The organism is Pseudomonas sp. CBZ-4 (assembly GCF_000346755.1).
Classification (GTDB): domain Bacteria; phylum Pseudomonadota; class Gammaproteobacteria; order Pseudomonadales; family Pseudomonadaceae; genus Aquipseudomonas.
Window position 1 is genome coordinate 67,574 of record NZ_ANNV01000101.1, and the last position, 21,868, is coordinate 89,441.

Annotated in this window: 37 protein-coding genes; 5 read left to right on the top strand and 32 right to left on the bottom strand. The window is 59.5% G+C overall.

The window, feature by feature from the left end; all coding sequences use genetic code 11:
- Positions 1 to 3 precede the first annotated feature (3 nt).
- Complete coding sequence (locus B348_RS0112480; protein ID WP_017736450.1) at positions 4 to 1,155, bottom strand: MFS transporter; 1,152 nt, start codon at positions 1,153 to 1,155, stop codon at positions 4 to 6.
- A gap of 349 nt (positions 1,156 to 1,504) precedes the next feature.
- Here B348_RS0112480 and B348_RS0112485 point away from each other — a divergent pair, with 349 nt between their 5' ends.
- Entirely contained in the window at positions 1,505 to 2,479 is a 975-nt protein-coding gene (locus tag B348_RS0112485) for a diaminopimelate epimerase (protein ID WP_017736451.1), read from the top strand.
- Here the strand turns inward: B348_RS0112485 and codA are convergent.
- From codA to B348_RS0112615, 25 genes are all read right to left on the bottom strand, one after another.
- On the bottom strand, positions 2,472 to 3,713 hold the full coding sequence (gene codA, locus B348_RS0112490; RefSeq protein ID WP_017736452.1) for a cytosine deaminase: 1,242 nt from the start codon (positions 3,711 to 3,713) through the stop codon (positions 2,472 to 2,474). The two genes, B348_RS0112485 and codA, sit on opposite strands and share 8 nt — an antisense overlap.
- Before the next feature lie 93 nt (positions 3,714 to 3,806).
- Complete coding sequence (gene queD, locus B348_RS0112495) at positions 3,807 to 4,163, bottom strand: 6-carboxytetrahydropterin synthase QueD (RefSeq protein ID WP_017736453.1); 357 nt, start codon at positions 4,161 to 4,163, stop codon at positions 3,807 to 3,809.
- Positions 4,164 to 4,226: 63 nt separating this feature from the next.
- Entirely contained in the window at positions 4,227 to 4,439 is a 213-nt protein-coding gene (locus tag B348_RS1000000130910; RefSeq protein WP_081609232.1) for an AlpA family transcriptional regulator, read from the bottom strand.
- Between the two features lie 62 nt (positions 4,440 to 4,501).
- Positions 4,502 to 4,996, bottom strand: a complete 495-nt coding sequence (locus B348_RS0112500) for a hypothetical protein (RefSeq protein WP_017736454.1) — start codon at positions 4,994 to 4,996, stop codon at positions 4,502 to 4,504.
- A 49-nt stretch (positions 4,997 to 5,045) separates the two neighbouring features.
- Positions 5,046 to 5,369: a hypothetical protein gene (locus tag B348_RS0112505; protein ID WP_017736455.1), complete on the bottom strand. Its 324-nt coding sequence runs from the start codon at positions 5,367 to 5,369 to the stop codon at positions 5,046 to 5,048.
- On the bottom strand, positions 5,366 to 5,731 hold the full coding sequence (locus B348_RS0112510; protein WP_017736456.1) for a hypothetical protein: 366 nt from the start codon (positions 5,729 to 5,731) through the stop codon (positions 5,366 to 5,368). The genes B348_RS0112505 and B348_RS0112510 overlap by 4 nt, the downstream gene beginning before the upstream one ends.
- Before the next feature lie 84 nt (positions 5,732 to 5,815).
- Positions 5,816 to 6,391: a hypothetical protein gene (locus B348_RS1000000131940; protein ID WP_017736457.1), complete on the bottom strand. Its 576-nt coding sequence runs from the start codon at positions 6,389 to 6,391 to the stop codon at positions 5,816 to 5,818.
- Complete coding sequence (locus B348_RS0112525; RefSeq protein ID WP_017736458.1) at positions 6,388 to 6,699, bottom strand: DUF4406 domain-containing protein; 312 nt, start codon at positions 6,697 to 6,699, stop codon at positions 6,388 to 6,390. The genes B348_RS1000000131940 and B348_RS0112525 overlap by 4 nt, the downstream gene beginning before the upstream one ends.
- Complete coding sequence (locus B348_RS0112530) at positions 6,696 to 7,133, bottom strand: hypothetical protein (protein WP_017736459.1); 438 nt, start codon at positions 7,131 to 7,133, stop codon at positions 6,696 to 6,698. The genes B348_RS0112525 and B348_RS0112530 overlap by 4 nt, the downstream gene beginning before the upstream one ends.
- Before the next feature lie 182 nt (positions 7,134 to 7,315).
- Positions 7,316 to 8,530 (bottom strand): RNA-directed DNA polymerase, encoded by a 1,215-nt coding sequence (locus B348_RS0112535; RefSeq protein WP_177325331.1) that lies wholly within the window; start codon positions 8,528 to 8,530, stop codon positions 7,316 to 7,318.
- Positions 8,531 to 8,742: 212 nt separating this feature from the next.
- Positions 8,743 to 9,099 (bottom strand): four helix bundle protein, encoded by a 357-nt coding sequence (locus B348_RS0112540; RefSeq protein ID WP_017736461.1) that lies wholly within the window; start codon positions 9,097 to 9,099, stop codon positions 8,743 to 8,745.
- A 60-nt stretch (positions 9,100 to 9,159) separates the two neighbouring features.
- Positions 9,160 to 9,780: a DUF1566 domain-containing protein gene (locus tag B348_RS0112545; RefSeq protein ID WP_017736462.1), complete on the bottom strand. Its 621-nt coding sequence runs from the start codon at positions 9,778 to 9,780 to the stop codon at positions 9,160 to 9,162.
- A gap of 79 nt (positions 9,781 to 9,859) precedes the next feature.
- A complete protein-coding gene (locus B348_RS0112550) occupies positions 9,860 to 10,471 on the bottom strand; it encodes a DUF1566 domain-containing protein (RefSeq protein ID WP_017736463.1) in 612 nt (203 codons plus the stop codon).
- A gap of 18 nt (positions 10,472 to 10,489) precedes the next feature.
- A complete protein-coding gene (locus B348_RS0112555) occupies positions 10,490 to 10,816 on the bottom strand; it encodes a hypothetical protein (protein WP_017736464.1) in 327 nt (108 codons plus the stop codon).
- A 69-nt stretch (positions 10,817 to 10,885) separates the two neighbouring features.
- Positions 10,886 to 11,356, bottom strand: a complete 471-nt coding sequence (locus tag B348_RS0112560) for a hypothetical protein (RefSeq protein WP_017736465.1) — start codon at positions 11,354 to 11,356, stop codon at positions 10,886 to 10,888.
- On the bottom strand, positions 11,353 to 11,595 hold the full coding sequence (locus B348_RS0112565) for a hypothetical protein (protein ID WP_017736466.1): 243 nt from the start codon (positions 11,593 to 11,595) through the stop codon (positions 11,353 to 11,355). Before B348_RS0112565 ends, B348_RS0112560 begins: the two co-directional genes overlap by 4 nt.
- Positions 11,592 to 13,214 carry a YqaJ viral recombinase family protein gene (locus B348_RS0112570; protein WP_017736467.1) on the bottom strand — a complete coding sequence of 541 codons (1,623 nt, stop codon included), beginning with the start codon at positions 13,212 to 13,214 and terminating at the stop codon, positions 11,592 to 11,594. Before B348_RS0112570 ends, B348_RS0112565 begins: the two co-directional genes overlap by 4 nt.
- Positions 13,211 to 14,017: a phage recombination protein Bet gene (gene bet, locus B348_RS0112575; RefSeq protein WP_017736468.1), complete on the bottom strand. Its 807-nt coding sequence runs from the start codon at positions 14,015 to 14,017 to the stop codon at positions 13,211 to 13,213. Before bet ends, B348_RS0112570 begins: the two co-directional genes overlap by 4 nt.
- A gap of 169 nt (positions 14,018 to 14,186) precedes the next feature.
- Complete coding sequence (locus B348_RS0112585; protein WP_017736470.1) at positions 14,187 to 14,408, bottom strand: hypothetical protein; 222 nt, start codon at positions 14,406 to 14,408, stop codon at positions 14,187 to 14,189.
- On the bottom strand, positions 14,405 to 14,596 hold the full coding sequence (locus B348_RS0112590) for a hypothetical protein (protein WP_017736471.1): 192 nt from the start codon (positions 14,594 to 14,596) through the stop codon (positions 14,405 to 14,407). The genes B348_RS0112585 and B348_RS0112590 overlap by 4 nt, the downstream gene beginning before the upstream one ends.
- The gene (locus B348_RS0112595) at positions 14,593 to 15,030 is read right to left on the bottom strand and encodes a hypothetical protein (protein ID WP_017736472.1); all 438 of its coding nucleotides are present in this window, start codon (positions 15,028 to 15,030) and stop codon (positions 14,593 to 14,595) included. The genes B348_RS0112590 and B348_RS0112595 overlap by 4 nt, the downstream gene beginning before the upstream one ends.
- Before the next feature lie 21 nt (positions 15,031 to 15,051).
- Complete coding sequence (locus B348_RS0112600; RefSeq protein ID WP_017736473.1) at positions 15,052 to 15,312, bottom strand: hypothetical protein; 261 nt, start codon at positions 15,310 to 15,312, stop codon at positions 15,052 to 15,054.
- Between the two features lie 21 nt (positions 15,313 to 15,333).
- Positions 15,334 to 15,573, bottom strand: coding sequence for a hypothetical protein (locus B348_RS0112605; protein ID WP_157356504.1), 240 nt, complete (start codon positions 15,571 to 15,573; stop codon positions 15,334 to 15,336).
- Between the two features lie 494 nt (positions 15,574 to 16,067).
- The gene (locus tag B348_RS0112610; protein ID WP_017736475.1) at positions 16,068 to 16,325 is read right to left on the bottom strand and encodes a hypothetical protein; all 258 of its coding nucleotides are present in this window, start codon (positions 16,323 to 16,325) and stop codon (positions 16,068 to 16,070) included.
- Between the two features lie 15 nt (positions 16,326 to 16,340).
- On the bottom strand, positions 16,341 to 16,520 hold the full coding sequence (locus B348_RS0112615) for a hypothetical protein (protein WP_017736476.1): 180 nt from the start codon (positions 16,518 to 16,520) through the stop codon (positions 16,341 to 16,343).
- 499 nt (positions 16,521 to 17,019) lie between these two features.
- Between B348_RS0112615 and B348_RS0112620 the strand changes: the two genes are divergently transcribed.
- Positions 17,020 to 17,331 (top strand): DUF1654 domain-containing protein, encoded by a 312-nt coding sequence (locus B348_RS0112620; protein WP_017736477.1) that lies wholly within the window; start codon positions 17,020 to 17,022, stop codon positions 17,329 to 17,331.
- A gap of 300 nt (positions 17,332 to 17,631) precedes the next feature.
- On the opposite strand, the gene B348_RS0112625 is transcribed toward B348_RS0112620, so the two are convergent.
- Positions 17,632 to 17,958 (bottom strand): DUF2388 domain-containing protein, encoded by a 327-nt coding sequence (locus B348_RS0112625; RefSeq protein ID WP_017736478.1) that lies wholly within the window; start codon positions 17,956 to 17,958, stop codon positions 17,632 to 17,634.
- A 160-nt stretch (positions 17,959 to 18,118) separates the two neighbouring features.
- Between B348_RS0112625 and rhuM the strand changes: the two genes are divergently transcribed.
- Positions 18,119 to 19,153 (top strand): RhuM family protein, encoded by a 1,035-nt coding sequence (gene rhuM / locus B348_RS0112630; protein ID WP_032864850.1) that lies wholly within the window; start codon positions 18,119 to 18,121, stop codon positions 19,151 to 19,153.
- Positions 19,154 to 19,204: 51 nt separating this feature from the next.
- Here the strand turns inward: rhuM and B348_RS0112635 are convergent, their stop codons facing one another.
- The 5 genes from B348_RS0112635 to B348_RS0112655 are packed head-to-tail and all read right to left on the bottom strand — an operon-like array spanning position 19,205 to position 21,025.
- Positions 19,205 to 19,444: a hypothetical protein gene (locus tag B348_RS0112635; RefSeq protein WP_017736480.1), complete on the bottom strand. Its 240-nt coding sequence runs from the start codon at positions 19,442 to 19,444 to the stop codon at positions 19,205 to 19,207.
- A 9-nt stretch (positions 19,445 to 19,453) separates the two neighbouring features.
- Entirely contained in the window at positions 19,454 to 19,639 is a 186-nt protein-coding gene (locus tag B348_RS0112640; RefSeq protein WP_124356191.1) for a hypothetical protein, read from the bottom strand.
- Between the two features lie 37 nt (positions 19,640 to 19,676).
- Positions 19,677 to 19,913, bottom strand: coding sequence for a hypothetical protein (locus B348_RS0112645; protein WP_017736482.1), 237 nt, complete (start codon positions 19,911 to 19,913; stop codon positions 19,677 to 19,679).
- A gap of 26 nt (positions 19,914 to 19,939) precedes the next feature.
- On the bottom strand, positions 19,940 to 20,167 hold the full coding sequence (locus B348_RS0112650; protein ID WP_017736483.1) for a hypothetical protein: 228 nt from the start codon (positions 20,165 to 20,167) through the stop codon (positions 19,940 to 19,942).
- Positions 20,168 to 20,170: 3 nt separating this feature from the next.
- Positions 20,171 to 21,025, bottom strand: a complete 855-nt coding sequence (locus tag B348_RS0112655) for a LexA family transcriptional regulator (protein ID WP_017736484.1) — start codon at positions 21,023 to 21,025, stop codon at positions 20,171 to 20,173.
- A gap of 83 nt (positions 21,026 to 21,108) precedes the next feature.
- Between B348_RS0112655 and B348_RS0112660 the strand changes: the two genes are divergently transcribed.
- Together B348_RS0112660 and B348_RS0112665 are read left to right on the top strand one after the other, a co-directional pair.
- Positions 21,109 to 21,348, top strand: a complete 240-nt coding sequence (locus tag B348_RS0112660) for a hypothetical protein (RefSeq protein WP_017736485.1) — start codon at positions 21,109 to 21,111, stop codon at positions 21,346 to 21,348.
- Positions 21,349 to 21,377: 29 nt separating this feature from the next.
- Positions 21,378 to 21,569 (top strand): hypothetical protein, encoded by a 192-nt coding sequence (locus B348_RS0112665; protein WP_017736486.1) that lies wholly within the window; start codon positions 21,378 to 21,380, stop codon positions 21,567 to 21,569.
- Positions 21,570 to 21,868: the final 299 nt, after the last annotated feature.

Consider the following 21,868-nt stretch of genomic DNA (forward strand, 5'->3'; position numbering starts at 1 on the left):
GTTTTACACCTTGAGAATCTTGCCGCTGATGGCCACGCCCGCGAGCAGCAGGGCAATCAGTACAAAGGCGGTGCTCAGGCTGCTGCCATGAGCAATAAAGCCGATAACCGCCGGCCCGGCGAGAATACCCGCGTAGCCCAGGGTGGTGATGGCCGGTACCGCGATATGTTCGGGCATCACCGTTTGCTTGCCGACGGCGCTGTACAGTACCGGCACAATGTTCGAGCAACCGGCGCCCACCAGCGCATAACCGAGCAGCGCGGTTTGCCACGCCGGGAGCAGGGTGGCCAGTAACATGCCCGCCGTGGCCAGGGCGCCGCCGATCACGATCACGCGGGTGGCGCCCAGGCGGCGCACAATGGCGTCACCGGTCAGGCGCCCGGCGGTCATGGTCAGGGCAAACGCGGCGTAGCCAAGGCCGGCGTAGGCTTCGTCGAGGCCGCGCTCGGCGCTGAGGAACACGGCGCTCCAGTCGAGCACCGCACCCTCGGCAAGAAACACGATAAAACACAGGCAGCCGATAAACAGCACCACGCCATGGGGCACGGCAAACGCCGGTCCCGAACTTTCACTGCCATAAGGCAACAGGTGCGGCCCGGCCTTGAGCAACGCCACGGCCATGATGACGATCACCACCAGGGTCGCCTGCAACGGCGTCATGCCCAGCCCCAGCAACCCGGCGACACCGGCCGCACCGACAATGCCCCCCAGGCTGAACAGGCCATGAAAGCCCGACATCATGGTTTTGCCGCTGGCCCGTTCGACGATCACGGCTTGCAGGTTGACCGTTGAGTCCACCGTGCCCAGGCCTGCGCCAAACAGGAACAGACCAGCCATCAGCCATGGAATCGTACTCACGGTGGCCAGCATCGGCAGGGCCAGGCAGATCAGGATCGTGCCGGCGCTCAAGACGCGTCGGCAGCCGTAGCGTGACGCCAGTGCGCCGGCCACCGGCATGGCGATGATCGAACCCACGCCCAGGCACAGCAGCAACAGGCCCAGCGTGCCTTCGTTCAACTGCGCACGTGCCTTGGCGTAGGGCACCAGCGGCGCCCAGGCCGCGATGCCGAAGCCGGCGATAAAAAATGCGATGCGAGTGGACATTTGCTCCAGCCGCCCGGGAATCACGGGCGCAGGGGTGGGGATGGCGGTCATGGAAAATCCTTGGTTTTGCGTTCAACGAACGGTGTCCGGCGCGACATCCTTGCACATCAGGCCTTGCTGAGCGAGCCGGGTTCCCGCTGAGGCGGCGGCTGTGAAGTTTATTTTTACAAACTGGGAACGCTTTAAGTGTTACTCGCCACGTAAGGGATGCCGGCTCTGCCGGAGGCGATCTGGAAGGTGCGTAATCCCTGCAGGAACTGGCGAACCCCAGGCTTCTTGCAGTGGGTTACGCACCTTCCAGGCCGCTTCCCACAGACAGGGCATTCTGTAATACGCTGCTGCCCCAACCCATAGGCAAGCGAGCGGATGAACTGATGAAAAACTCCCGGCAGGCGCTGCTATGACCCGATTCTACGATGCACGGGGCAATATCTACGGGGTGGTCAGCCCGGCTTTTTTACGCGACCAAGGCATCGCCCTCGCCGGCATTGCCGCCCAGGCTGTGCGTGAGCGCCAGGTTTGGGCGCCGGCGGCGATTGCCGCCGAATGCGGTTGGGGCTCGACGCCGCGCCCGCCTGCGGCCAAGGCCCACCGTTGCGATGGCTTGCTGATTGGGCCATTCCAGGCCGAGCCACCGTTTGACCTGTTGATCGTCAACACGGACGGCACCCTGGCCGAGCGCAGCGGCAATGGCCTGACGATCTTTGCCCAGGCCCTCACGGACCAGGGCTTGATGACGGCGGCCAGTGAGTTGCGCGTGCATCACGACCAACCCGGCGGTGCCTCGCCGGTGACCACCTGGGTGGAACCTGCGGTGTACGAGCAGGTGGCGGGATTCTGGCTTGCCTTGGGCCAGCCTGCGTTTGGGCCACTGGCCGTTGGCGCATCGGACGTGGGCAGCGCCGGACTCAGCCACGTCAGCGCACTGGCGGCGATCAACCCGCACTGGGCGCAGAGTCAATTTGTGCGGGTGGGCAACCCCCATTGCGTAACGTTGGTGGAGCACGCGTCGGCGCTGCCGGACAACCTGCAGATGCAGGCGCCCGCGCTATTCGGACTCTTGCAGGCGATCGCGTTTGCGCCGCCGGTTGGCCGTGGCCAGCCCTGCGCAGCCGGCGTCAATCTGCAATGGGCCGCCCGGGAATCCGACAACCGCGTGATCGCCCGCGTCTTTGAGCGCGGCGAAGGGCCTACCGCGTCGTCCGGCACCAGTGCCAGCGCGGTGGCGTGTGCGGCGTGGCGCGCCGGTTGGGTGGCGGCGGGCGAGGTTGCGGTGGTGATGCCGGGCGGCACGGCGCCGGTGCGCTTGCAGGCCAAAGCCGACACGTTGCTCAGTGTCAGCCTGTTCGGCACAGCGCGTCGGCAAACTAGCTGATCACAAACTCCACCTGCGCAGGCTGACGCTTCATCAGCACCTTGCCGTTGCGGATCGAGTACAGCGGCAGGCCCTGGCTGCGAATCACTTCATAGTCGCTGTCTGCCGAGAGGATCAACAGGTTGGCCGGCCGCCCCGGCTCCAGGCCGTAGCGCTCGCCCAGGGCCATGGCCTTGGCGCTGTTATCGGTGACCAGGTCGAGGGCGCTTTGCAAGGTGCGGTAGCCGAGCATATGGCAGATATGCAAGCCGGCTTCGAGCACCCGCAGGATGTTGCCGTTACCCAGTGGGTACCAGGGATCGACGATGGAGTCCTGGCCAAAGCACACGTTCATGCCCGCTTCGAGCAGCTCGTTGACGCGGGTCACGCCGCGGCGTTTCGGGAAGCTGTCAAAGCGGCCTTGCAGGTGGATGCTCTCGGTCGGGCAGGAGACGAAGCTGATGCCGGAATGCCCCAGCAAGCGAAACAGCTTGGCGCAGTAGGCATTGTCGTAGGAACCCATGGCCGTGGTGTGGCTGGCGGTGACGCGCGCGCCCATGCCTCGGCTGCGGGCTTCTTCGGCGAGCACTTCAAGAAAGCGTGAGTGCGGGTCGTCGGTTTCGTCGCAATGCACATCCACCAGGCAACCGGTACGCTCGGCCAGGTCCATCAGGAACTTCACCGAACTGACGCCCTGGTCGCGGGTGTATTCAAAGTGCGGGATGCCGCCGACCACATCGGCGCCCAGGCGGATGGCTTCCTCCATCAGCTCGCGGCCGTTGCGGTAGGACTCGATGCCTTCCTGGGGGAAGGCGACGATTTGCAGGTCGATCAGGTGCGTGCTTTCCTCGCGCACTTCCAGCATGGCCTTCAGCGCCGTGAGGTTGGGGTCGGTGACATCGACGTGGGTGCGCACATGCTGGATGCCGTGGGCGGCGAGGGCCTGGATGGTTTGCTTGGCGCGGGCCTTGGTGTCTGCAAAGGTGATAGTGGCTTTGCGCTCGCCCCAGCACTCGATGCCCTCGAACAAGGTCCCGCTCATGTTCCAGCGTGGCTCGCCGGCGGTGAGGGTGGCGTCGAGGTGGATATGGGGCTCGACGAAGGGCGGGATCACCAGGTTGCCGGCGGCGTCGAGGTCGTCAGCTTGAAGCTCCGGCACGGTTGTTTGTGGGGTGATGCTGGCAATCCTGCCGTGTTCCAGGTGCAGATCATGCAGGCCTTCACGGTTGCGCAGGCGGGCATTGATGATGTGCATGGGCAAGTTCCTCTTCGGCGGTGGCAAGCCACGACTGTACGGGAGCCAGGCATAAAAAAACCACCGCAAGGGTGGCTTTTTCACAGCGTTGCTTCACTCACCGCGATAGATGCAACCGCTGGTGCAGGTCTCGTGGATACGAATCGCACTGAGTTCCGGCAGCAGGGGTTTCAATTCGGTCCAGATCCACTTGGCCAGCACTTCGCTGGTAGGGTTTTCCAGGCCGGGGATGTCGTTGAGGTAGTTGTGGTCGAGGCGCTCATACAGCGGCTTGAAAATCGCCTTGATCTCCGAGAAGTCGCGAATCCAGCCGGTATGGGGGTCGAGGTCGCCGCTCAGGTGGATGGCCACCTTGAACGAATGCCCATGCAGGCGCCCGCATTTATGGCCGTCCGGCACGTGCGGCAGGCGGTGGGCGGACTCGAAAGTAAATTCCTTGAAGATTTCCACGGTATAACCTGTAGGGCAGGGTTTTAAAGGGCTCTGTGCGATTGTCAGATTTTGGTGTACTGATCAATGTACTGATTGGTCGTTGCTGGGCGTTGTTGATGTCATCCATTCAGCAATTGCCGATTGGCGCCAGGCGACCGAATTGGGGCCTATTCTAACCTGTTTTGGGAATGTGCCCTCCCTGATACGCCGATAAACTGTATTTCGGCCCAGGCCCGTGGTGTAAAGCACCTCGTCGAGGCGAAGGAAGCGATCAATTTTTTCTGCTGCTGCCATGTTGATTCTCCGTGCCGCGGGCGGCGTGAGTCAATGAGCCGCGCTGGGCGGCAGAAGGTGGGTTATTGAGCGACCTTGGCGAGTACTGCGTCCGCAACCTTCATCGCTGCCTGGGCGTCGCTGACGTAGGCCGGGTCGAAACCGCCGCAAAGGTGGATGGTTGCTTGGCAGGCCCGCAAGTTCTCGCGGTTTAGCCTCAGTGCGGAGACGAGCTCTTCGTGCAGCTCACGTTCTTCCCGTCCGATATCCCAGAAGCGCTGGCCCCAGTGTTCGGCCGGCGGCGGGTTGGTGTTCTGGGCACCCATGGCTAGGGCACCGACAATCGCGTCACACAGGTCGCGCTTGTAGGCGTTGTCGCCGTCGATGCTCAGGCCGCGCCGACGCAGCGCGCTGACCACCTCGTTTCTATCCAGGCCCTGGTCTTCCAGGATGATGTCCCGCTCTGGCTCGCCTGGCGTGACGATGACCAGGGCAAGCTTGGCGCCAGGCGGGCAGTAGCCGCTGAGTTTGACCAGTGCGGCGTTGGCTGCTTCGTGGAAACGCTGAACTGCTGACATAGGAATACCTCGCCCGCCGCTCACCGGCAGGCATGTAGGGGGATTGGGTTTAGGGAAGCGTGCTGCCGATTTGTGCTGCTACGACGGTGATTGCTTGGCGGAGCGCTCCGCCTCGATCCGCGTCGTCGGTCCAGCCGATGTTCTCGCCGAAGCCTCGACGCTCGACCATCACGTACTGCAGGTTGGTGAACCAGAGGATGCTGAGCTGAAGCACGACCGATACGCGCAAGGCCTGGGCATCATCACTGAGTGGCTGCCATTGCTCCCGGCCAGATTCTGGATCGTCGTAGTAGAAGGCGTCGCTGCCGTGCCGATACTCCAGTTCGAAGCCCATGGCCTTGGCTGACAGCTTTAGCAGCTCATTGTTGGTCATGGCGTCACCAGGTTTTCAGCCTGCAGTTCGGCATGGAGTTCGGCGGCCAGGCCAACCGGCCACCAGTAGCGCGCACGCTGATAATCGGGATAACTCTCTTCGCGAATCACCAGGCCTTTGCGCCGAAGGGCCTTGAAGATGCTCAGCACTGACGGTGCAGATGTGCCCAGGCGGTGCGCAACCTGATAGCTCAGCCCCCCCATGCCGAAGACGCAGGCCACGTCACCAAGAGCGATCTTTCGGAGGTCTTCCTGGTGCAGATACGCTTGCTTATCAAGATATTTATAGGCGTTTTGGCGACCGATCTGACGCAGCTCATCGAAGACGCTCTGCTGCTTTTCTGTGAGCTTCACAGTTTCCATGGGCGCACTCGTCCTTGCCGCTATAGCGGCTGACTTTGAAGGGGGAGGGGTTACAGGTTTTGCGGGTGGAGTACGGATGTACTCTTATGAGGCTGGTGCTGCCGCTTTGAGCTCGGCCATCGCGTTCTGTCGCCAGTTGGCCGTGTCTTTCAGATAATGGCCGAGCATCCAGTAGATGGTTACGGCTTGCTCATCCTCGGCTTTCCTGGCGATCTGGTGCCCCATCAAGCGCAATGCTTGGGCGGTGTGGATATGCTGAAAGCACATCTGGCCCAGAATCCAACGAAGTTCCGAGGTCAGTTCAGGCACCACTGCTACCGGATTCTCCTGGTGCTGGGCCGCCGTACTCTCGGTATTTACGCGCTCGATATAGGCCGGCAGCAGTGTCGGCGGGAAAGTGTCTTCCCACGGCTTTACGTTGCGCTTTGCCGAGTCCTGGAGCTGAGCCACATGTCTTACCAGTTCACGCACAAGGCCTGACCAGTCCGTCACGTCGTAGAACTTGCAGAGCACTGAGTCCGGCTTAGGCTGGCTGGCATGCTCAGTGATGATCCGCTCCAAATCCTCGAACTCCACATAGCGCCCATCGCTGATAGGAATCATGTCCGCGCACCCCTCATTGGTGTCGCGATCAAGGTCGTAGCGCATTATTTCGTTCATACAGCCTCCATCGTTACCAGATCATGGGCATTCACAACCGTCATGCCGAGGCGTTCGGCTATCAGGACTTCCAAGCGGGCGCCCTTTGAATGCTCCCAGCCGGGAAGGGTGGCCACGGTGTCGCAGTCCATCAGGGCGGCAATGTCGCGGCGCATGCAGTCGTTCCAAGTGCCGCCGTCGGGGTTGAGTTCGGCGGGGCTGGTGACGGTGTGCCCGCCAGCGCGCAGGTTGGTGGTCATGGCGTGGAAGGCGGCGAAGTTGAGGCCGGGCAGGCCGGTCATGGGGCCGCTGAGGTAGATGCGCTTCATGCTGCCTCCTTTTGCTCTTGCGGCTTGCCGATCAAGCCCAGGCGCACGCCTTCATCGCGAACAATCAAGATGTCGTCGCCATAGCCCCATGGATTCTCGAAACCGTTATCCATCACGGGCTGGAAATACCCGTAGCGCATCATCTTCCCGCTGAGAACGAACGCACCAATAGACCCGACCAGGCTCTTCAGGGTGCCCCCATGCGAGAAGCCATCCCACGGGCCTTCCCTCGTAACGTTGATGCGGTCCCCGGTGTAGTCATCGAACAGCCAGACGATGTTGCGGCGCCCATTGAGAGCGAGGTATGCATCGTGCCCGGCGCCCTTGTTACGAAAGAAGCACCGGCCGCAGTTGGCGATCACCCTTAGGAATTCGTTCGCGGCGATGATCCGGTCCAGGCGCTGGTGGCCGATGGTTTTGTTTTCTGTAGGCATGGGGAGTCCTTGCCGGGCCATGCCCGGGCGGTGGAGTGGGTTTATAATCGTGGCTCGACGCGAAACGGTGGCTGCGATGATCACGAAAACTGATGTAGAAGCGATACGCCTTATCGGCGATGAGGTTGTCCGACTGCTTAGTCTTCCTGATGACAGGCTTGATGCTGAGGCCGCAGAAGGGCTTAGGTTGATTGCTGATCTGGCTCGGTGGCACGACCTTGCGTACGGGCCTGCGCCTCGCGCTTCTGGTAGGTCTTGGTCATCGCCGCGTTGACTGTGTTGCCGCGCCTCAGCACGACATTCGCCAAGGCGGCACGGTCCTTCTGGCTGTGGCTGGCCTGGCTGAGCAGGCCAAAGTAGCTGTTGGCGGTCTCGCGCAGGTCCTCGGCAGGTGCTGCAGCTGTTCGCTCCAACGCCTGGGCCAGTGACCGCTTGCGGGTGGTTCGGCGCCAGGGCTTGATGACGTGCCCAACGAAGTCGACGCCGCGATCCACGGGTTGCAGGATGGTCTTGGTCGGGTTGAGCTTGGCGCCGAGCCTGGGCAAGAACGCCTCGACCTCGGCCAGCCACTGGTTGAGCTGCTGCGGCGACTCATGCAGGAACACGAAGTCGTCGACGTAGCGAATGTAGTGCTTGGCTCCCAGGCGGTGCTTAGCGAACTGGTCCAGGGCGTCGAGGTAGACGTTGGCGAAGAACTGCGAAGACAGGTTGCCGATCGGAAGGCCGAGGTGTGCGGGCTGAGCCACCAGGCGCTTGTGCTGCGGTACTCGGTTGAACAGGTGCGCCGGGCTGCGGGTCTCGTAGTCCTCGCGCGGGTCATGCATGAGGATCTGCGTGGCCAGGGCCAGCCACCACGGCTCGGTGACCCTGGCCTCCAGCTGCTTGCGCAGCACCGCCTTGTCGATGGCGACAAAGAAGTTGGCCAGGTCGCACTTGAGGTAGAAGATCGGCTTCGACCAGTTCTGCGAGGCACTGCGGATCTTCGACTCAAGGCGCGTGGCGGCGTACAGCGTGCCGCGCCCTGGAATGCATGCGCAACTGTCCGCTATGAAGCTGGCGTAGAAGCGCGGGGCCACATGGTTGTACAGCAGGTGGTGGACGACGCGGTCCCGAAAGGCTGCTGCCCACACCTCGCGGGCTTTCGGTCGGGTAACCACGAAGCAGATAGATCGGCCTGGCCGGTAGTTGCCGGTGACCAGGTCGTCGTGTAGCTGGATCAGGTTTCGCTCCAGGTCGATCTCGAAAGCCAGCGCGCTGTCGCTGTTGCGCTTGGTGCGCCGGCAGTCGTAATAGGCCTGGACCAGATCCTGAAACGGGTAGGGACCCAAAGTCGAATCTGCGGACGGGGCGGACACGGAGCTCGTTGTTCTTGTCGTTGTTGTTCTGATTGCCATCATCGAAGTTCATGTTGAATGCGTTGTTGGCTGAGCGCTGCGACCTATCGTGCTATCTACGTCGCCGAGCCGAAGGCATAGCCGATCAGCAAGGAAACTGCGCGAGACCTGCCCGGACGCTTTAGACCGGCGGTATCTCTTGTGCGCATGGCGGTGACCTACCAGGTCAGCGGCACGACCAGATTCAATTCGCACAGACCAGAAAGCCGTAACCTTCAGGTAGCGGGCGCGGTTGGGGTAGAGCGTTTCCAGGCGTTGGCTTGCTTGCCGACGGAGGCAGTCACCTCTATCGCCTTGGCATGCTGTTCGACACTGATGAATCGGCTGTCCTTGAATAGGCGCATCAGGAACTCGACCACTTGAACCCTCTCAACCAACAGGGTCAGGTGTGGCCGCTTGTCCTGTGTTGCGTTTGCACGGGCGATCAGCATCACTACCTCGATGCATTCGTCGATCACTCGCTTTCCCAGCGATTGCTTGAGGTCTCGCGGGATGCTGCGGGTCAGGGTGGTTGCCATGTGCAAAAGACCCATGGCGGCCCGGTAGATCGACAGATCGGTGTGCATTCCCATTGCGGTACAGCTCCATTTGAAAAAGCAACCGGCCGCACGCGGCCGGATTAAATAAGCGAATTAATCAATAAGCTCGCTGCGGACGGGGCGGACACGGAGCTCGTAGCTCTTGCCGAGGCTGCTCTGAGTGCCATCACCGAAGGTCATGTAGAATGCGTTGTCGGCTGAGCGCTGCGAACTCGACCAGTACCAGGTGTCACGGAAGGCTTCGGCGCCACCTTCTTGGAGGGCGGTGTGCACGGTTTGCAGCGGGTCTTCTGCGCTGTACAACTGGCCCACCGGTTCGCTGTGCGGGTTGTCACCGTTGCGCGAGTTCTCCCAGTTCTCTTCGGTGGTCGGCTTGAAGTGGCGGTATTGCAGCTCCTGCACGTCGCGGGCTGGGATCGCCCAGTCGGTGAGGCCTTCGATATTCAGGGCGAGCACCTTCGCCGCCAGCTCACTGCCTGCCGCCGCCATGGCCTGGGTGTTGGCCAAGCTGTCGGTGAAGCTGTCGGCGCCTTCGATCTTCTCGCCGTACTCGCCCCACTTACCGACCAGCTCATGCGATGCGCTGGCGGTGATGTGAAGGGAGCGCTTGCCGGTGGCTGGGTCGCGGGTAATGCCGGTGACGAAACCGCCGCCGTAGGCCTGGCCGATGGCCGGGGTGGTCACTGCCGGTGCTGCTTTCTCAACTGCGGACATGGTGCTTCCTCTTTTCGAAGGCAACAAAAAAGGCGCTGTGCGCCCTGGTGTGCCGGATCAAGAACGAATGGATGAAGGATTAAATAAAGAATCTGCGGACGGGGCGGACACGGAGCTCGTAGAACTTGTCGTAGCTGGTCTGACTGCCATCATCGAAGAGCATGTGGAATGCGGTGTTGGCTGAGCGCTGCGAACTCGACCAGTAGTAGCAGTCCTGGGCGAACACCTCGGGGCAGTTCACCCAGCAGTGGTACAGCTCGGCGGCGGCTGGAAGGTAGAAGTCATGGTGACCATCGGCTCGGTACTCGGCGCAGGCATTGGCTGCGGGGTACTGGCGCTCGTCATCGTTGCCGATCAGCACCTGGGTGTTGGTGTAGCCGTCGGTCTTGCTGAGCCCCTTCACCTCGATTCCACGGCCGCCCCACTCAAGGCTGCCAACGTCTTTTGCAGCGATGATCAGGTAGTGCGCTGGCACATCGCCGTGGGCGTGCACGTAGCCGCCGTAGATACCACCCTGGCCCGGCCAAGGCTGGCCGATCTCAGGGATTGCAGTGCCCAGCATCGGTTGAACGTTCGCGACCGGCGGCAGGGCCTGTGCGAACAAGCTCACTGCCAACAGCTGAACCATGCGCTCAGCCGTGCCTTTGATTTTGAGGCCGTCAGCCTCGATGGAGATTGTCTTGGCTTTCATCGGTATTCCTCGGGTGAGTTATTCGGGGTCTATGATTTCGTCGCCTGGATCTTTCTGGATGGCGAGAAGGCTTTTATTGAGAAATTCCCGCGCCACCTTTTCCGAAGGTTCGAAAACGTGGCGCGGCGGATTGAGCAGTGGCTGGCACCTGGTGGCGCCCATGGCGTGAAGGTGATGAATCATCAACGTCATCGCCTCGCCCTGCTCAGTAATACCTGACCACTCCATCAGGTCGGCCAGTGCCTGGCGTGTGCCGGGGCGAACCCTGAGCCTCAATTCCTCTTCGGCAAGTGCCATACGCTTCCTGGCAGTTTTGGCCGATCGTTCCTGCACAGTCTTGGCCATGGCCTACCTCTTCTATTCCGCTGGCCGGCAGTGCGAGCCAGGTTTGACGTTTGCGTTGCTGGATTCGGGTTATGCGGCGCATGAGTCGACCTTTACCTGGTGCCAGGCGCCGACGGCTTCGAAGATCCGCGCGGCGTGCGCCTCGTCCAGCGACATCGCTTCGGGAATCGCGATCCAGCCGGAAGCCACCATCTGGCTTTGGTTGGCCTCGTCGCGCAGCTTCTTGTAGCAATGCTCGATCACGTCCTCTAGGTGATCGGAGAGGTAGACGCCATCGGGCGCCACCTCCACCGACTTGCTGTAGCGGTCGCCGCGGGCGTCGATACACAGGGCGCTGAGGTAGATCGTCCATCGGTGAGGAATTCCGCAAACGGCCTGGCCTATCTTCCCGGGCGGGATGTTTTTCAGCGACTTGTAATTGACCATGCCCTGGCGGCCGCTGGGATCGATGTTCACCACCGCGACGTGGTTGGCAGCCAGCAGCGACCGGCAGGACCGGTCAATGCGTGCTTTGAGATTGTGGGGTTTGCGCTTGCTCATAATGCCTCCGCGAGTTTGCGCAGCGCCTTACGTTCTGCCGCTGTGATGGGCGGCTTTCGGCGCTTGAGGATGGTTTCGGGATCGATCTTGGTGGAGCGGGGCGGTGGCAGCGGGTTGATCGCCGGGCTTTCGCCCAGGTAGATCGTTCCACCGGCCGCCAGGAACTGCGCCGTGCGCTCCGATATTGAGTCGGCGTGCTGACGCTGCTGCTCAACCAGGTTGAGGTGGTTGCTGATCATGCTGCCGCCTTGGCCAGCGTCACCCCGGCCATGCTGAAGGTCGACCCCTGCGCCGCGACCATCGCGTCGAGCGCTTCCCGGTTGACCAATAGGACGGTGATCGGCGCCTGACCATATGCCACGGCTTTCACCAGGGCCTCGAAGTCTGTCACGTTGGCCTGCAGCGCTACCTGCTCCACGGTGTGGCTCGCCACAGGCTTTGTGGCCTGGCCGACGGTCGCCTGGACCGGCGCGGCGCGGACAGGCTCTGGTGTCGCCACTTTCTCCACGACCGGTTCTGGCTTGATAGCCGCCAGGCGCTGGGCTTCCTGCTCTTCGGCGATGCGCTTCGCGTCAGCCTTTTCCTGCTCCGCCTTCTGATGCTCGGATATCCGGAATTTGATCAGCGTTACCAGGTCGTCGTTGGCCTTGGTTACCAGCTGCTGCACATCACTGAACAAGAAGGCGTGATCAACAGCGAGTTCCGCCAGACTGTTCAGGTTTAAGCGAATGCTGTCCGCTGCCTGACTTGCGTCAATTTTTGCCCGGGCCAGTTCGGTATCAACTGCGTCCTGAAGGCTGGCGATGGTGCGCTTGTTCTTCATGGCGCCGGCGAAGTCGACGTGCACATTAGGCAGCGCCACCTGGCCCAAGGTCCTATTGATCCCGGCGACGTATTCGGCAAGCGCCAGTTCGGCCTTTTGCTTGATGGTGGTCTTCACCAACAGCTCTTGAGCCTTCACCAGCTTGTCGACCTTCAGGCGAGTCTCGCGGGCATGGGCGCTGATGCGATCCAGCGACGAAAACAGCTCGTCGATGCTTTGGGTCTGCGACAGGGCCTGTTTCTTGGCGATCGACACGGCCTCTTCGACATCGCCGCACCACTTGACCGCCTTCTTCGCGTCGGCGAAGTCCTGGTCCGTGGAAAGAGTGGTTTTCACCGAGTCGATGACAGCCAGGGCCGAATCTTCAAACACCTTCAGGTTACTGGCGGTAACCATGCCGGTCAGCTCGATGCGTAGGGCTGGCAGCTCATCAGGTGCCTTGCCGACTACGATTGAAGGAGCGTCAGCCATTTCGAATTTGGCCAGGTCTGCCTCGAACTGTTTCCAGCCTTCGATCAACTGGGCCGCGCGCCCGACGACGGGCCGGTACTCCATGTGCGCGAAGTTCTCCGGCGTGCCGTCCGAGCAAACAAATATGACCCGCTCAGCGCCGCTCACCAGCAGTTGCTGCTCAAGCTGCCAGTAGTAGTGCGGAGCCAGGTCGCCCGCTTTCACCTGGGCCACGACTGACTCATTCCATAGTTTGTGCTCGAACAGTGTCTCGCCGAGCATCGTGGCGCCGTCCATGGAGGCCAGCAGGTTGCCCTCGGTAGCAACGATCGGATACAGCTCTTCGCCGATCAGTGCTTCGGCCAGCGGGCGAGCCATGGCTTCGGTTGCGTGGCCTTTGTCGAAAATGAACTGCTGAGATGGCGTGACGTCCGGCGTGATGCCGGTCTTTTTGGCAGCAAGCAAGTCGGTGCGGGTTTGATATTTCGAAGCGCCCATCATTGCAGGGGCCTCGGATGCGGTGAAGTGTTGGGCGCGGAGGCTAAGCCACTCGGCGGAGCCTTGAGCTACGTTGTGAATTTTCATGCGGCGTCTCCATCGAGGGCTTTGAGGTTGGTGATTTTTTCAATCTGCGCCGGGCTCAGCGTGTACTTGCTGCTGATGGTCGCAATGAGGTGTTCAGGGCTGGTTCGGTTCGAGTCGATAAGTGGCTGCCACTTCACGATGTTCTCGGTCAGCAGGTCGTCGGAGTAGGCGGGCAGCGTTTCCGGTTCAGGCTGGGCTTGCTGTCGTGGGCTGACATCGCGCGCCGGCTCCTCGAACGCTTTGCCTTCCATCTCGTCGGCCGTTGGCGCTGATCCAACTTCAGGGAAAGCTTTTCGCAGGGCCTGGGCCTCGGCGCATTTGGCGAGCTGTGCAAATGCTCGACGCTTCCACATGGCATTGGGCGCCGCGGTGTCCTTGCTCGATGTCGCGTAGTTTTCAAGCCAGCGCTCATTGGCCGTGTATTCGGCGACCAGACCGTTGCTCATCTGCCGCTTGACCGTCACACGACACCATTCGGGATACGTGACTTCTACGTCGCTCAGCTTCGCCGTTACTGGAGGGCCATATTCAGGCTCGCTGATTCCGGCGTACTGGCCGGTGCGCGCCGCCTGGATGCGGTATAGGCCGATGCCAGGCATCACCGTGTCCTGCATCTTTTTCGTTTTGGAGTTCCAGATCGGGACTATGTGTACCGGCTTCAACATTGGGTCCAAGTGCGCGGCCTGGCAGTAAGCCAACACCATCACTACAGAGTTCTTTTCGGCGCCGGGGTAGAGGCTGCTGCTCAGCACTTCAACGAGCGCGGCCTCCGACATCGCAGGCGTGTTGTCGTCCTGCTTCATTACTGCGGACATGGGGAATCCTTGCCGCGATGCTCGCAGCGATTGAAGGTGTGGGGTTATTGAGTGACGCGATCAGCGAGGGCGCTGATCAGCATCAGGAAGATGAAGACGGAGATGGCGATTAAACTTCCGCGGAGGATGGCGGCACGTTTTGCCCGCTGGTAGGAGGTCAAGCTTTCACCTCATATGTGATCGTCCACTCACCACACAGGCAGGCCCTGCGGCTCCAAGCGTGAACATTTTCAATGCTGGCTAATTCAGCAGAGTGTAGAGCGTCTTCCCAAGTTGCGCCCTTGAACACCATCAGTACGCGGTCGCTTGGTACCGCCATGAATTCGGGCAGTTCTTCAATTTGTTCGTCGATCAGCGATTTAACCGGTGCGGTACTCATGCGAACTCCTTGCGCTGCCTGCAATGCTTCAGCAGGCGCTGGCAGTAATGGCTGAATTCTTCGAGGGTGATCAACTGATCCGTCATCAGGTTGGTGATGATCTGCTGAACCAGAATGCTGTTACCGGGCGGACTGTCCGGATGCGAGAGGCTATCCAGCGCTTCAACGATAAGGATGTGCGGGCTCATAGGTCCGCATCCACGTCGCCTTCTGCCTCTTCCCGCTCGGCTGCAACCGCGTCGGCAGCGTAGGGCTTGAGAAGGGTCATGGCGATACGCTCGGCGGATTCAATGGGGCGTTGCTCGCCAATCAGGTCTGCGGCGTGGCCGCGTGAATCTGCCTGGCCGCCAAGGATCGACGACAGGAACAGACGGGCAAGTGAGTCGCGCTGATCCAGGCCGTCGATCTGGCGTTGGTTCAGGTGGCCCTGCAGGTACGTGCAGAACCGATCGAACGTCACGACCTGCGGCTGGCCGTAGCGGCGCTTCCATTTGATGTCCATCCCGCACACCAACTGCTCGGCCGAGTGCTCCAGCCACTCCTGCTCCAGATCCTCCTCGCTGATCTCTGGAGGCAACTGAGCGTCGAAGCGCTCTTGGCATATCTTCAATGCTGCGTTCATGGTCGCCTCCAGGGTGGCGGGTTAGTCGTAGTAGTCCTGATCGGCCAGGTACTCGGAATGCTCATTCACAAGCCACTCTTCCATCGAGGCGATCTCTGATTCAGTCATGAAGCTGGTGTCGTCTTTCGATTCCCACTCGATTTCGCAGTGCCCGTGATACTCATCGGGATCAGCGGCCTGCGAGCTGAAGTTGCCTTTCGAGGCCGAGAAAGAGACAACGGTCAGGTTGACGGCAATGTCCTCGCCATCCTTGACCGTCCAATATTCGTAAGTGCGGGCCATGGCGACCTCCAGTGTTTGGGGTTAGGCGGAATGCGACAAAAATTCGTGAATCTTGTCTTCGCCAATGGCTTCGAGGATGTCGTCGTGGTTGTCTTTTTTCAGCAACCACTCGCGGACGTCTTCTACATCAAGGCCTTCAAGGCGGCCTGTCACTGTCAGGTTCTCTGCCAAGACAGAGCCCTCAACCTCGACGGTTACCGAAACTCCGTTCCGGCCGTATGGCTCTACCGACAACCTTTCCACTTCAAAAGTGAATTCCATGACTCTCTCCATTCGTTGGTTCACATGTATTCGTCAGCCCTCCTTCCTCCCGCTGGTTGCCGATGGGCGCGGGGTGAGTGCTGACGCAATAAAGGCGCATAAAAAAGCCCAGTCGAAACCGGGCTTTTCCCTCTTTACGTACAAGCCTGCCGGGCGCATGTGGCGTCGGGCGGCGAATATTTGTTCCTGGCAATCTACCAGCCGCGCCTCCCGTACAATTTGTGGGAGGCCCTGACCAAGACTTACGTGCGCGCTTGGTGTCTGAGGTGGTGCGGGTGTCGGCGGGATGCCAGCCCGTCGAGATATGTGGAAGCCCTCCGTTGTTCGCTCACTGGGTTGGCAGTGGCCACCGTTATCAAGGGGTGCTGCATGCAGGTGGGCGGTTATAGGCCGCGTTTTCGTCCGCATCGGATATAGCTCGAATCCCTCCGAGTGTTGCCCGTCTACGCCGCGGATGGATCCGCTCAGGCTCAGGACAAGGCTGTCGAGGCGATTTACGAGCGAATCATTTCCTCCGGGTCGAAACCGAACTCGCGGCAAAGCGCGCTGGCAACGCCGGAACCCACACCAAAGGCATCACGCACCAACGCCCACCGGTATTGCCCGTGCTTGGAGCGGTATTTGCTTGGGCCTTTAAGACTACGAATTGCAGATCGGATAAGGTCTCGCTCATCGATGTCGCACCCGCTTAATCTCATCACTTCGACTTCCTCCGGGTTGTTTTCCCAATGCCCACCGCTCTGGATGGGCATCAGTGAAAAGGTCCGTCAGCTTTCGTAGCCGGGCTTCTCGCCGAGCTGTTTCAACTTCTCGGCCTGAAACGCCTTTGCCACACTGAACGCATGAGCGGAAATTTCCTCAGATCGGCGCCCGTCTTTAGCCGCTAACAGGCCAACAACTGCTGCCACTGCGTAGCCTTCGATGTCTTCGTATTCGCTTCTGGTCATGGTGTTGCTCCGGGTTGATTTCCCGTCAGGCCCTCTTGCGAAGGCCTGCCAGTGAAATCTGTTGTCTCCACCACGCGCATCGCCCGATTCATATCTCTAGTCGGCGTCACACATTTCGTGGACGGTGTTCTTCGCCGACCGGCTTGCGTGGTTTCGCGTGCTCACATCTGGTGAGCACGGCCAGTTCCAGAGCTGGCGTGGAGATCGAATTTATTGTTCGCACTGTGCCCGTTGCCGGGGATCGATCTGCGAAGGTCCTGAGCTGTTAAAGAGCGGTCAGGCCCTGAGGCCCTGGCGAGTCCCTGTTGGGTGACTCGATGGAGTGAATATGAACTACAGGTTCACATTGAGTCAAGTACCAAAAGTACGTAAATTTTTGTTGGTTCATTTTCGAATCCATAAAACGCTGCTTGACGGGGATTTACGACGAACCAAAGGTTCGCTATATTCGCTTTCAGATACTGGATGTATGTACAGCATTTAATTGGGAGGGAATGTCATGGCGAAGAAGCAGGCGGTACCGGCAGCACGGCAGGAAATGAGCGGCATGGCGCGTCTGGGGCTGCGCGTCTCATCGATGATCAACCACCCCATCGCCCAAGAGCGGCGGGAGGTGACGATTCACCGCCTGGACACGGATGGAGATCGCGAGTGGGAAGAGGTGCTGAGCGTAATCGCCGAAACCGACGAGCTTGAGCTGACACTCAATGACGACGGCAGCGTGACGGTGAGGTGGGAGCAGCAGGAAGTCGAGGTAGCGGGGAGGGGAGAGGTCGAGTTTCAGCCAGAAGAAGAGGCGGCGCCTTTCTGATAGGCATGAAAAAGCCCGCTCAATGGCGGGCTCAGTTCTCGACCCGGTCAGGCGCAGGCCGACCACAAATCAGCAGGTCGTACCGTTCAGTGCAGGCGGTGCAGGCGGTGCAGGTCGATGCCTGCGAGGGGTAGGGGGTAATGCAGGAAGGGCAGACACAAAAAAGCCCGCATGTGCGGGCAAAGTCGAGCCAGTTGGGGGACCAGTAGCTCGACTATGTAATCGTAGACCAATTTAGGAGGCGATCAAGGAAGGCCAGAAACAAGAAGCCCGGCGCTAGGGACGGCTTGAGAGTCGCTGTCAGAGGGAGGTTGCGATTGCCAGGGCCAGTTGCGTGTCCGACATCAACGGCGGGGCGTAGGTTGCGCGATAGTATTGGGAGGCTTGCTCAAATTGAGCGCCCCTTATTTCGCCTTCCGAACCAATGAACGCCAGAGCGTCGGTCTTGGCTGACTTGAAAATCTCAGGCGGCTCGGTCGTGAGAGATGTAGTAGCCCCAATTAAAATGGTCGGCGCGGAGATTGTGAGAAATATCGCGGCAGCGATAGGGTTGGCGCCATCACCTGACACGGCCTGTGTGCTGAACGATGCCAATAGGGCGATCGTTAGTGCCTTCCATGACTCCATTATTCGATGCTTCCATTGCGATCTGAGGGCGCCACTATAGCAGAGCAGGGCGCTTGCCAGAAACAAGAAGCCCGGCGCTGGGCCGGGCGCGGACGTGGCGGCCAATTTAGTGGCAAACTGGAGCATCGCCGAACCCGGCCTAGCGTACCGAGGGTATGAGATGTCAAAGGATACAGATGGTGGGAGTAAGGATGCGCCAATCGAGAATACGATTTCGTTCGTGCGCGATGGATCAAAGGTAAAGCTTAGGTTCGAGCCGGGGCAGCAGGCCATGTGGGCCACCGCTCAAAACATGGCAGATCTGTTTGAAACCACAGCAGACAACGTAGGCCTTCACCTAAAAAACATATTTGCCGTCGACGAGCTGGATGAAAAGGCAACTACCGAGGATTTCTCGGTAGTTCGACGGGAGGGAGGCCGCTTCGTCGAGCGGACTATTAAGCACTACAACCTGGATGCGATTCTTTCCGTCGGTTATCGAGTTAATGCCAAAAATGCCGTTGCGTTCCGACAGTGGGCCACACAAACGCTAAAAACATACGTTGAGCAAGGATATGTAATCAACGAGCGGGCTCTTCGTGAGTCTCCCGAAAAACTCAACAAGCTCGCTGCAGCGGTCAGAGCGCTCAGGAATGATGAGAGACAGATTTACGCAAAGGTGCGGGAATGCTTCAAAATCTGTTCGTCGGACTACGACCCGAACTCCAAGCAAGTCAAAAGCTTTTACGCATTACTACAGGATAAGTTTCATCACGCCATTACCGGCATGCCAAGCGCTAAGCTGATCTTGGATCGCGCTAGCCACATGCTGGAAAACATGGGGCTTCAATCCGTAAAGGGCGATTTCCCGACGCAAGAGGAAGCGAAAACCGGCAAAAACTACCTGAGCAATGAAGAGCTCTACCGACTCCATTTGCTTTCCGAGCAGTTCATGCTATTTGCCGAAAGCTCTGCCCTAGCGAAAAAGCAAATGACCATGGCGTCCCTTCATGAAAAGCTGGATGCGCTGCTGATCTTTAACGAATACCCGGTTTTCAGCGGCTGGGAGGACCTGATTAAGGACCGAGCCGTGAGTCATGCTCGGCAGGAGCTGGGACTTTATAGGAAGCGCAAAAAAATCGAAGCGCTTGGATATGTATACGACGAGGAGGCCTTGGCGGCAGGCGAGTATGACGAACTACTGATCGACGCGTAGGTTGAATGAGGGCCCCCAATTGGCGCCTCTCACTTATACCCGCCATACCACCTACTCACCCCGGTCCCGCACAATCCCTCCCACCTTCACCTCATCCGCATAACCGGCCAGCCGATCCTCACCATCATGAAATACAGTGAGCATCCTAAGCACGGCCTGGGCGTCTGCCTCATTACCGGCCAGGCTCAGTCGCTCGGCAATGCGCATAAGCTCGACCGCTGACCACTTGAGGTCCGAGGCGATGCCTTGTAGGTCGCGCTTGAGATCTTGGTTTGGTTTGTCGAGGGTCATAATGCGTCCTTACAGATCTATGGCTCGAAGGCGCTCAATGGCGTCTCTGAGCTTTACGGACTGCTCCAGGGCTGCTTCGCCGAGATCGATAAGGCCTGCATTCATTAATTCCACTGCCTGACTGGCCAGCGTTTCGGCGATAGCTTCAAGGTTCGCCGAGTAAGCTTCAATCTCAGATTTTGCAGTCTGCGTCATAGCCATGTTCTCCGCATTTATCTGTGCGATTATTTACCTAGCGACTGACGCGCGTTATATGCGCCGTCTTTACCTCATCCGCATACCCATCCATCAGCTCCTCGACCTCCTGGAACCTCATAGCGATCGCTATCAGTTCGCGAGCGTCATCTTCCTGGCCGGCATCAGAAAGCTTTACAGCAGCCTGCTTCAGGTCGACGCCTGACCACTTGAGCAGGGCCGCAGCCTCTTTCAAGTCGCGGCGCAGTTGCTGGTTTGGCATGGTGAGGGGCATGCAGTCTCCTTGCTGTTTCTTCGATCCTACTCAGATTCGGTTCGCGTTATCAGTCCAGCACCAACCTCGTCTGCGAGGGCGGCGAGCCGATCCGCATCATCGTATAACTTCGCTACCAGCTTTAGGACGGCTGCAACATCGATATCTTGGCAGTCCTTAGTGATGTTGATTATGCCGCCCGCGGCTTGCTCGAGGCCCAGCCCAAGGTAATTGAGCTCGTTGCACAGCTGTTTGTTGGGCTTGGTGAGGGGCATGGGCTATACCAGATTGGCATTCCAGACGAGCAGCACACGCGCCTGGATGTACGTTTCATCAAGAAATATGTCCTCGGCCTTGTGCTTCCGATTGTCCGACAGCATCTTGAATTTGTCCTTGCCCTTCATTTGCAGACGCTTGATGTACTGAAAGCCTTGGTACGAGAAGAAGTAGATTCCATCGCCAACGAACTCTTTGATGCTGACATCGACCAGTAGCGGATCGCCATGCTTGATGGTTGGCGTCATGGACTGCCCCCAGCCAGTGATCATCTTCAGATGGAAGTGCTCTTTGAACTCGACGCCCATGGCCCTGAGCTGGGAAGGGCTAACGCGCACGTCCTGGAGCATCTCAGGGAAGTCATGAGCGATTTCGCCGCCGCCCAAAGCTCCGCGCACGTCGTAGTGAGCAATCCACACTTCGTCACCGACCTTCCCCGGCCGATAGGCGTCATGTACGAGCACGCCGCCAGCAGCTTCGACTTCGTCACCTTCTGCTATTGCCAGAAGCTTCTTGAGTCTTTCCTCGCCCAAATTCTTACCAGCAAGCATTGCGCGCAGTTTATCGGCAGCGGTGGATTCCGGGCCCGGTTCGGCGGCATCTGTCAGCGCATCAGGGCCGTCGCCTGAATCATGCTGCAACCACTCGATCCTCACCCCGAGAAACGATGCGATCGCCTGCATCTTTGCGGGGCCAGGGATGGATTCACCGTTCAGCCATTTGCTCGCAGCCTTCGGCGTAACTTTGGCAACTTCAGCCAGGCGAGCGCCCGCGCCCCATTGATCAATGCCTTTGGCGGCTACTGATTTCTTGAGGCGTGAGGCGAACGCGGCGCGTATCTCTTCTATTTGAACCATAGGTTCAATATCGCATGCCCTTGCATGTACTTTCAGTTCCGACATAATATGTACTGCAAGTTCATATTTAACTCGGAGGCCTTATGCGGCCGCTCAAGAAATCGATTGATGATGCTGGTGGTGTTCCGTCCGTGGCGTTGGCCTGCGGGAAGACCCCGCGCGCCATCTACAAGTGGCTTGTTGCCGACGCATTGCCGCGCACCGAGTACACCGGCGAAACCCAGTACGCCAAGAAAATTGCAGAACTGGCATCCGCCAACGGAAAGCCATTCGATCCAGCCTGGCTGCTTGCCGAGGCGCACCCCAAGAAATCCGCCGCTTAAACCCATTCCAACCACACAAGGAAACACAGATGTCGTATTCCGCACCTGACCACCTCCACGACAAGCCCACCAAAGTTCGCCTGGATGAGGTGGCCGACGATCTGCTGACGGCCATGGCCCGTTTTCAGCGAACTCAAAAGGCGGTGCTAGCACGCGAGATTCTTGAGCGCGGCCTGAACCAAATGATGGAAGAGCTTAACGCGAAAACAGACGTGGCCTGAAGTAGCCGAGGAGGCCCTGTGCCTGAAAGAAAACCGCTGGAAATCCAGCTCGACTGGCAGGGAGTCGCCGATCTGGAGCTGCTAGCCAGACGCAAAGGCGTAACCCCAGAAGAGCTGGCCGCAACAATTATGAACCGGGCGCTTGATCGAATGACCCGGCCACCAAAGAGCCGGAGCAACGTCGCTTCCATAGGACGCAAGGGCTGATAAGTCCCCCAGGGACTATTGAGGATCTGCCAGTGAAACAACCAAGCAGTAAATCGGACGCACAAAAAAGCCACCGGGCAATGGTGGCTTTT